We start from the raw sequence: 7,724 nt of genomic DNA, 5'->3' as shown, positions 1-7,724 counted from the left end.
GAGGGGGCCTCTCCAGAGAGGGTGACGCGTTGCGGCGTTCGCTGTTTGACGCTGTGTGTCTCAAGGCCCCGGTCCCCGCGGCCGGCGCCCGTGGTCTACTCGGCACCGCCATCGGTCACAGGGGGAACGCGCCCATGCCGAGCTCTCGAAGTGCCCCGGGGAGCCCTCTCCCCGCGTCCTCGCCGATGGGCGACCCGCTCTCGCACCTGCTGCCAACGAAGCTCTCGCCGCCGCAGACGGCGTCGGTGCTCGTGGCGCGGAGCGCGGCGCTCCGGAAGATCGACCGGGGTGTCGGCGGCAAGCTCGTGCTGGTGACCGCGCCGCTGGGCTCGGGGAAGACGACGCTGCTGACGCAGTGGTACCGCGAGGTGCACGGGTCGCGGTTGCTCGCGTGGCTGTCGTTGGATGAGCGGGACAACGCGCCCGAGCGCTTCTTCTCGTACCTCGTCGGGGCCATCCGCCGCGCGGCCCCGGAGTTCGACGCGTACATCACCAGCCAGCTGGACGCCCAGGTGGCGCTCCCGCTGGACCATGCGACGACGGTGGTGCTGCGGAGCCTGTGGAACCTGGGGCGCGAGCTCGTCGTGGTGCTGGACGACTTCCACGTGCTGCGGGAGCGCGCGCTGGCGCGGGCCTTCTCGTACCTGCTGGACCATGCGCCGCCGCACGTGCACTGGATCGTCTCGTCGCGCAGCCCGCCGGAGCTGGACCTGGCGAAGCTGAAGCTCACCGAACAGCTGGTGACGCTCGACAGCCGCGACCTGGGCCTGGACGGGGAGGCCATCCACGAGCTGGGCCAGCGCCTGTGCGGCGCCGCGCTGAAGCCCGAGGACGTCGAGTACCTGCGCGCGCGCACCGAGGGCTGGGTGGCCGGCGTGAAGCTGGCCCTGCTGACGGCGGGCGAGCACGCCAGCGTGAGCGACGCGCTCCGCAAGGCCATCGGCTCCAACCACGACGTGGCGAAGTACCTCGCGGACGTGGTGCTGCGCGAGCAGACGGAGGAGGTGCACGCGTTCCTGGTGCTGAGCTCCGTGGTGGACCGGCTCAACGGCGAGCTGTGCAACGCGCTGCTGGGCATCACCCGCGGGCCGGCGCTGCTGGCGGAGCTGGAGCGGGGACAGCTGTTCATCCAGTCGCTGGACACGCAGCACCAGTGGTACCGCTACCACCCGCTGTTCCTCGACTTCCTGCGCACCCAGCTCGCGTGCACGCACGGCGACCGCATCCCCGGGCTGCACCGCGCGGCGAGCGCGTGGTTCGCCGAGCACGGGCTGCCGGACGAGGCCCTGACGCACGCGTTCGCCTCCGGGGACCGGGGCTGGTGCCTGGAGCTCACGGCCCGCTGCGTGGAGGCGTGGATGCGCGAGGGAGAGATTGCCTCCGTGCTCCATTGGACGACGAAGCTGACGGCGGAGGAGACCCTCCGCTCGCCGGCCATCTGCGTGGCGCGCATCGCGTGCCTCATCCTGTCTCGCGCCTTCGTGCCGGCCTCCCTGGCGCTGCAGGACGCGCAGCGCCGGCTCCAGACGGCGGCGGCGGATCCGGAGCGCGAGCGGCTGTCGCGGCAGCTCTCAAGGCTCGCGCTCCTGCACGCCGTCCTGTCGGACTCGGGCTCTGGCATCGAGCTGGAGGCGTCGCCGGGGGACGAGGACCCGGATGTCTTCATGGCGGGCGCGGTGCTGGCGGCGAAGGCATACCAGGCGCTCCGGATGAACCGGTTCGATGCGATGCGCCGGCTCGCGTCCATCGCGCGCGAGACGCTGCAGGGGCAGAACAACCCATACATGGTGGGCTACACGGACGTGCTCATCGTGCTGGCGGACCGCGCCCAGGGAAACATGAAGGACGCGGCGGACCGGTGCGAGGCGGCCTTCGCGCGCGCGAGCCGCGGACGGCGCAACCCGGTGTGGGTGAACGCGGCGACGGCGCTGGCCAACACCCGCTACGACCAGAACCGGCTGGACGAGGCCGAGGCGCTCTGCATCGAGGTCCTGCCGCTGTTGTCCCAGGCGGCGGTGTTCGAGACCTTCGCGATGGCCTACCTGGTGCTGGCCCGCATCAAGACGATCCGGGGCAAGTACGCGGAGGCGTGGCAGCTCCTGGACTACCTGCACAGCGTGCTCGAGTGCGGACACCAGACGCGCTTCCTGGCCCACGTCTGCGGGGAGAAGATCCGCCTGTCCCTGGTGGAGCAGGCCCCCGCGCGGATGAAGGCGGTGGCCCAGGAGTTCGGCCTGGGCGAGCGCATGCGCCGGGGCGAGTGGAGCGAGCGGCGCTTCTACGATGAGGCCTGGGAGCAATCGGGCGTGGCGCAGGCCTGGGTGTTGATGGCGCGCGGGCGGCACGACCGGGCGCACGGGCTGCTGGAGACGCTGAGGGCCAGCGCGCATGACGCGGGCTGCGTGGCCCGGGAGACGGCGCTGCTGGCCGCGCTGGCGGTGTGTCACTGGCGCGCGGGAGACCCGACGGCGGCGTTCGCCGCGGTGAACCGGGGCTTCGCGCTGGTGCCCCGCTTCGGCTTCAGCCGGGGCGTGTTCGACGAGACGCCGGGGCTGCAGGAGGTCATCGTCGCGGCGGCCACGCAGCGCAAGCTGAGCCACGTGCTGCCGGCGCGCTACACCGAGCGGTACCAGGACCTGCTGTCGCCAGGCAGCGCGGGACAGGCCCCGTTCCCGGCCCTGCCCAGCGCGCCGCTGGAGCCGCTCACGGAGCGGGAGCTCCAGATGCTCAAGCTGCTGGCCCAGGGCCTGAGCAACCAGGAGATCAGTGAGCGCTCCAACGTGGCGCTCTCCACCACGAAGTGGCACCTGCGCAACGTGTTCGCGAAGCTCGACGTGACGACGCGCACCGCGGCCATCGTGAAGGCGCGGGAGCGGCTGGAAGGGACGCTCTGATTCCGAGCCATCTGTTGCTGTCGCGTGGCCGTTGGACAGCGGACAGGGTCTCCTGGGCTGGCGCACCACGTCGTGGCGCCCAAAGGGAGCGTCCGGATGAAGGCGAACCGCTGGCTGTTGCTTGGGGCCCTGGGCCTGGCCCTCGGCGTCGCGGCTTGTAGCAGTGGAGAGATCGGCAAGCCGCCGGACGACCACCCGCCGGTCACCGTGGATGCCGGAACGGACGCGGGGCAGCCCCTCCCCGACGCGGGACAGTCCCTCCCCGACGCGGGGCCCGGCTCCCAGTGCACCGCGGCGGGTGAGAGCTGTACCAGCGGCATCCAGTGCTGCACGAACAGCTGTCTGGACGGCAAGTGCTCCACGCTGCAGTGCCTGGACGTGGGCGGCACGTGCGCCAGCGCGGAGGCGTGCTGCACGAAGCTCTGCGGCGCGGACGGCAAGTGCGCGGCGCTGCCTTCCAGCGGCACCAGCAGCTGCAAGGTGCCAGGACAAGCCTGCACCGGCGCGGGGGACTGCTGCTCCAGCAATTGCCAGGGTGGGCTCTGCAAGCCGGCGTACTCGTGCCAGGCCAACGACGACCTGTGCATGAAGGGCTCGGACTGCTGCGGCGGTGTGTGCTCGCAGGAGAACACGGGCACTCCGGGCCGCTGCGTGGCGGTCAGCGGTGGCGGCGCGGGCGGCTGCCTCCAGGACGGCAACCCGTGCTCGGGCTCCAGCAACTGCTGTTCGCGCACCTGCGTGGACCTGGGCTACGGGACCACGGTGTGCCAGCCGGTGGGCGGCTGCCGTCCCACGGGCGACTACTGCACCGGCGACGGCGTGTGCTGTGGCGGCGAGAAGCTGTCCAACGCGGTGGACTGCCGTGAGAGCCGCTGTGACAAGCCCAATGGCTGCAACCCGGTGGGCAACATCTGCGGCAGCGGCCAGCTGCCCGACGGCGGCATCATCGACGTGAACGCCCGCGAGGCCTGCTGCGACGGCCAGAAGGCCGTGTGCAAGGTGGACTCCGCTGGAGTGCCGCGCTGCTTCGGCGGCTGCCCCAACAACAATTGCCCGGCGGGCTGCCCCACGGGCTACACCGGCGAGGCGCCGTGCTGCATCGCGCAGGAGCAGCAGTGCCAGTTCTCCGACCAGTGCTGCGGCGGCGCGCGCTGCCTGCCCGGCGCGGATGGCGGCCTGACCTGCCAGAAGGCGACGTGCGATGCCGTGGGCACGACCTGTGATCCGCAGGACTCCAAGTGCTGCGCGGGCACCACCTGCTCGCTCGTCTCCGAGTTCGCCTATGCCTGCCGTGCCGGGGCCGTGCCGGGTGGCGGCACCGACGGCGGCACGGGCGCCCAGGACGGAGGCACGGGCGGGACGGATGCGGGCACGTGCGCCGCGAATGGGAAGGCCTGTGCCTCGGGCGCCGCCTGCTGCTCCGGCATCTGCACCAATGGCACCTGCGCGGCCCCCAGCGCCTGTCAGCCCCAAGGCCAGGCCTGCACCTCGCCCGCGGACTGCTGCGTCGGGCTCGGCTGCAACATCCCGGGTGGGAGCATCGTCGGCACCTGCCAGACGGGGTCGACCTGCTCCGCCGCCGGTCAGGCGTGCTCGCCCACCAGCCCGTGCTGCCCGCGCCTCAACTGCGAGACGGTCACCGGAGAGGCCTGCACCGGAACGACGCCCTGCACGTGCAACAGCCCGATCGGCTGACAGGAGACACCATGCTCACATCCCTTCCGCGTACCGTGACCGCTGTCGCGTGTTCCCTCTTCCTGTCCCTGGGCCTCACGGCCTGCGGGGATGACGACCTCAGCTCCGACGAGCAGGCCCGTCGTGCGTACCTCGGACTCGACACGTCCGTGAGCAAGGCCCTGCAGCTGGGCTTCGCCGGCTTCAACGACGCGTCCAGCGCGAACATCCCGCCCCAGTCCACGACGGGCGCCGCCTCCGGGACGCTGCTCGTCACCGGGCAGGTGGACCAGGGCAGCTCGGCCAACAAGGGCATGCGCCTGCGCATCGGCATGACCGGGTACTCCGACGGCGAGGTCGTCCTGGGCGGGGACGAGGACCCGGTGAACATCACCTACGCTTCCAGCACGGACACGGCGGCGCAGCCGGAGCTCACCCTCCAGCTGCGTGACATCCCGGGCGGCACCTTCACCGGGACGCTCAAGGGGCCCTTCCAGATGACCGGGGACCTGGAGGGCAGCGTCACCCTGGACCTCGCCCTCACGGGTGAAATCGAGGACGACGGCACCGGCCAGGTCCGCCGCACGCCGGGCAGCACCCATGTGACGGGCACCGCCACGTCCGGCGATGGCGTCTACACCGTCGACGTCACGCGGTAGCGGAAGGGGCCCACCGCTACGCCGCGCGGGCAAGCCCCCGCCGCTCCATGAAGGCCTGCAGCTCGGGCCACCGGGCGGAGAGGAACTCGAGATCGCCGGGGCGCACGGGCTGGAGGGACGCCAGCGTGGCCTCGATGGCGGACGCGTGGCCCGCCGGGTCCAGGGCATCCAGGGCAAAGGCCCTGAGGAGCTTGAGCCGGCGGGCGTCCCGCCCCACCAGCGCATCCGCCTCGCCCACTCGCGCATCCAGCTCGGTCACGGCGGCGGCGGGGTTGCCTTCGCGGCAGAGGAGCGCGACCTCCGGCAGCAGCGCGTACATGGGGGGCAGGGCGCCGTTGCGGTTGCGTCCCTCCGCCAGCCAGGCGTGCGCGGAGGCCAGGTCTCCCTGCGCGAGGCGCGCCGTGGCGATGAGGCTGGGCATCCACCGGTGCATCGCCGGGACGGAGCCCCGCAGCTTGCCGGAGCGCTCCACCGAGCCGAACAGCTCCAGCGCGCGTCCGGTGTCTCCCAGCGACAGCTGGCACTGCCCCATCATGGCGACCGATATCGCCCGCTGGACTCCCTGGGTGGCGCGGCGCGCGGCTTCCTCGAAGCCGAGGGAGGCCTGCTGTTCGTCTCCCGCGCTGAAGAAGGCGACCCCCTGGTGATAGGCCCCGGCCCAGCGGCGGATCCGCCAGTAGAAGAAGGCGAACAGCACCAGGAAGACCGTGACGAGGAACGGGATGTACAGCTGGGGAACCCATGCCTCCTCCCGGTTCCGGCCACCGCTGAAATGAATGTAGGCGCCAAGGAAGAGGCCGACCCAGACCCCCAGGCAATGCCTCGTTGCACCGAGAGGAATGGAAAGGGTTTGAGGTGGGACTCTTTGGGCAGGGGCAGTTCGCTCACGGGACTCGCGACCCTATCAGCTCGCGTCCGGGGCTGTTTGGCCACGACAGGCTTCGGGAGCCGCGCCTGGAAGCGCCAGGGACTACTCGGCGACGTACACGAGGCTCTCCCCCTGGTAGTAGGGGCGGTAGCGGACGCCGCCGCACTGCTGGTAGGCGACGCCGCCCACCGTCGTGGCCGCACAACCCGCGGGGAGCGTCGTGACGGTGGCCGCGCCTGACGGCACCGCCACCACGGTCGTGCTCGAGTTGTCGTAATAATTGTTTTGACGGGCGGACGTGCGTCGCGAGGTGCGCCGTGCCACCCGGCGCGACGTGCCGTACTGGGCCAGGGCCACGTCCGGGATCATCTCACCCAGGAAGAAGAGCCCCAGCAACATCGCCCCCGCCCGCTGGCGGGACCTGCGCGCGAACATCCTCATTTCGAGCCTCCTTGCTGCGCCCCGCCCTGCGAGTCGGGCGCGAGGAACGACACGCGCACCGCATCGCGTGGGGGCGTGAACTGGAATTGATCCGGGGTGAGCCGGGGCGACAGGTTCCAGTCGGACAGGCTCACCGAGTACTGCGGCACTCCCGGCAGGTCCCGGGAGGTGATGACGTACTTGCGCGGCAGGGGCCGGGGGCCGTCCTCGACCCACAACTCCCAGTCCACGCCGTCGCTGTTGCGGAACGCCAGGTGGTGCACGGGCACGCCGTCCACCATGGAGCGGCCCAGGTAGCTCCCGGAGCACACGGCCTCCGTGAGGGCGGCGTAGGGGTTGCTGAGGAGGAGGTCCGACCCGGGCGGCTCCAGTCCCAGCCGTTGCGAGGCCATGTCCACCATGGCGTCCACGGTGGAGGGGGCTGGCGTCGTCGCATAGGCGTTGGCGCGCTCGCCGTGAACCGTGAGCTGCCGGCCGTCGTAGAAGAGGTGAAGCTTCGCGAAGTCTCCGGTGCGGTCCACGCGGAGCCGGTTGGGCCGCTGCAGGCGCACGTCGCCCGCGCGCTGCAACTGGACCTTCTGCCCCGAGTCGAGCACCTCATCGAGCGTCCCCTCGGTGCGGACGGAGAACTCACGCTGCGCGGCCAGGAAGTCGCTCATCTGGCGCAGGATGCGCTGCGCCTGGGGATCGATTCGAGCGGCGGGCTCGGTGGGCTCGGCGGAGGCTTTCTCCTGCTGCGCGCCCCCGAGCAGGGGTGTCGCTCCCAGGAGAAGGGCGAGCATGGGCCCACACCACCTCTTCCTCAACCTTCCGCTGCTTCCTGTGTCTGTCATGAGCCCCTCCTGTGTCGCGAGACATGCTCCGGACGCCAGGCGGCCTTCGCCCCACGTCTTCGTTCGTTGCTCCAGGACATTGGGTGCGTGGCAACCGGGTACCAAGACTCACCGGCTCGACCGCTGCGCCGTCTGGTGCCTCGCTGGGGCCTCCGGTACAGCCAGGCGCTCGAGGAAGGTGGCCCGGAGGCGCTTGAATCGCCGGACGACGCGATGCGGTGGAGGGCGCGGAGCGGACAATTGCAGCGCACCTTCACCGCGGCGGCCCGAAACGCCGCAGGCGTGTGAGAGGGATTGCGTCCGCCACGCGGGCGCGGCGAGGCTGCGCCGCCATGACGACCAGACGGCTGATGCG

Annotated in this window: 6 protein-coding genes; 3 read left to right on the top strand and 3 right to left on the bottom strand. The window is 71.4% G+C overall.

What is annotated here, in order from left to right:
- Positions 1 to 185: 185 nt before the first annotated feature.
- The 3 genes from D7W79_RS35150 to D7W79_RS35140 all read left to right on the top strand — a co-directional run bounded on the left by D7W79_RS35150 (position 186) and on the right by D7W79_RS35140 (position 5,227).
- On the top strand, positions 186 to 2,894 hold the full coding sequence (locus D7W79_RS35150) for a winged helix-turn-helix domain-containing protein (protein WP_120529687.1): 2,709 nt from the start codon (positions 186 to 188) through the stop codon (positions 2,892 to 2,894).
- Positions 2,895 to 2,990: 96 nt separating this feature from the next.
- On the top strand, positions 2,991 to 4,589 hold the full coding sequence (locus D7W79_RS35145) for a hypothetical protein (RefSeq protein ID WP_120529686.1): 1,599 nt from the start codon (positions 2,991 to 2,993) through the stop codon (positions 4,587 to 4,589).
- Between the two features lie 11 nt (positions 4,590 to 4,600).
- Positions 4,601 to 5,227, top strand: a complete 627-nt coding sequence (locus tag D7W79_RS35140) for a hypothetical protein (RefSeq protein WP_147442206.1) — start codon at positions 4,601 to 4,603, stop codon at positions 5,225 to 5,227.
- A gap of 16 nt (positions 5,228 to 5,243) precedes the next feature.
- Here D7W79_RS35140 and D7W79_RS35135 read toward each other — a convergent pair whose 3' ends face one another.
- The 3 genes from D7W79_RS35135 to D7W79_RS35125 all read right to left on the bottom strand — a co-directional run bounded on the left by D7W79_RS35135 (position 5,244) and on the right by D7W79_RS35125 (position 7,318).
- Entirely contained in the window at positions 5,244 to 5,924 is a 681-nt protein-coding gene (locus tag D7W79_RS35135) for a hypothetical protein (protein WP_120529684.1), read from the bottom strand.
- Positions 5,925 to 6,197: 273 nt separating this feature from the next.
- Positions 6,198 to 6,536: a hypothetical protein gene (locus D7W79_RS35130; RefSeq protein ID WP_120529683.1), complete on the bottom strand. Its 339-nt coding sequence runs from the start codon at positions 6,534 to 6,536 to the stop codon at positions 6,198 to 6,200.
- On the bottom strand, positions 6,533 to 7,318 hold the full coding sequence (locus D7W79_RS35125) for a DUF2092 domain-containing protein (protein ID WP_158617132.1): 786 nt from the start codon (positions 7,316 to 7,318) through the stop codon (positions 6,533 to 6,535). The genes D7W79_RS35130 and D7W79_RS35125 overlap by 4 nt, the downstream gene beginning before the upstream one ends.
- Positions 7,319 to 7,724 lie beyond the last annotated feature (406 nt).

Origin of the sequence: Corallococcus exercitus (assembly GCF_003611585.1) — a bacterium.
Lineage (GTDB): Bacteria > Myxococcota > Myxococcia > Myxococcales > Myxococcaceae > Corallococcus > Corallococcus exercitus.
This window is presented reverse-complemented; position numbering and strand designations above follow the sequence as displayed.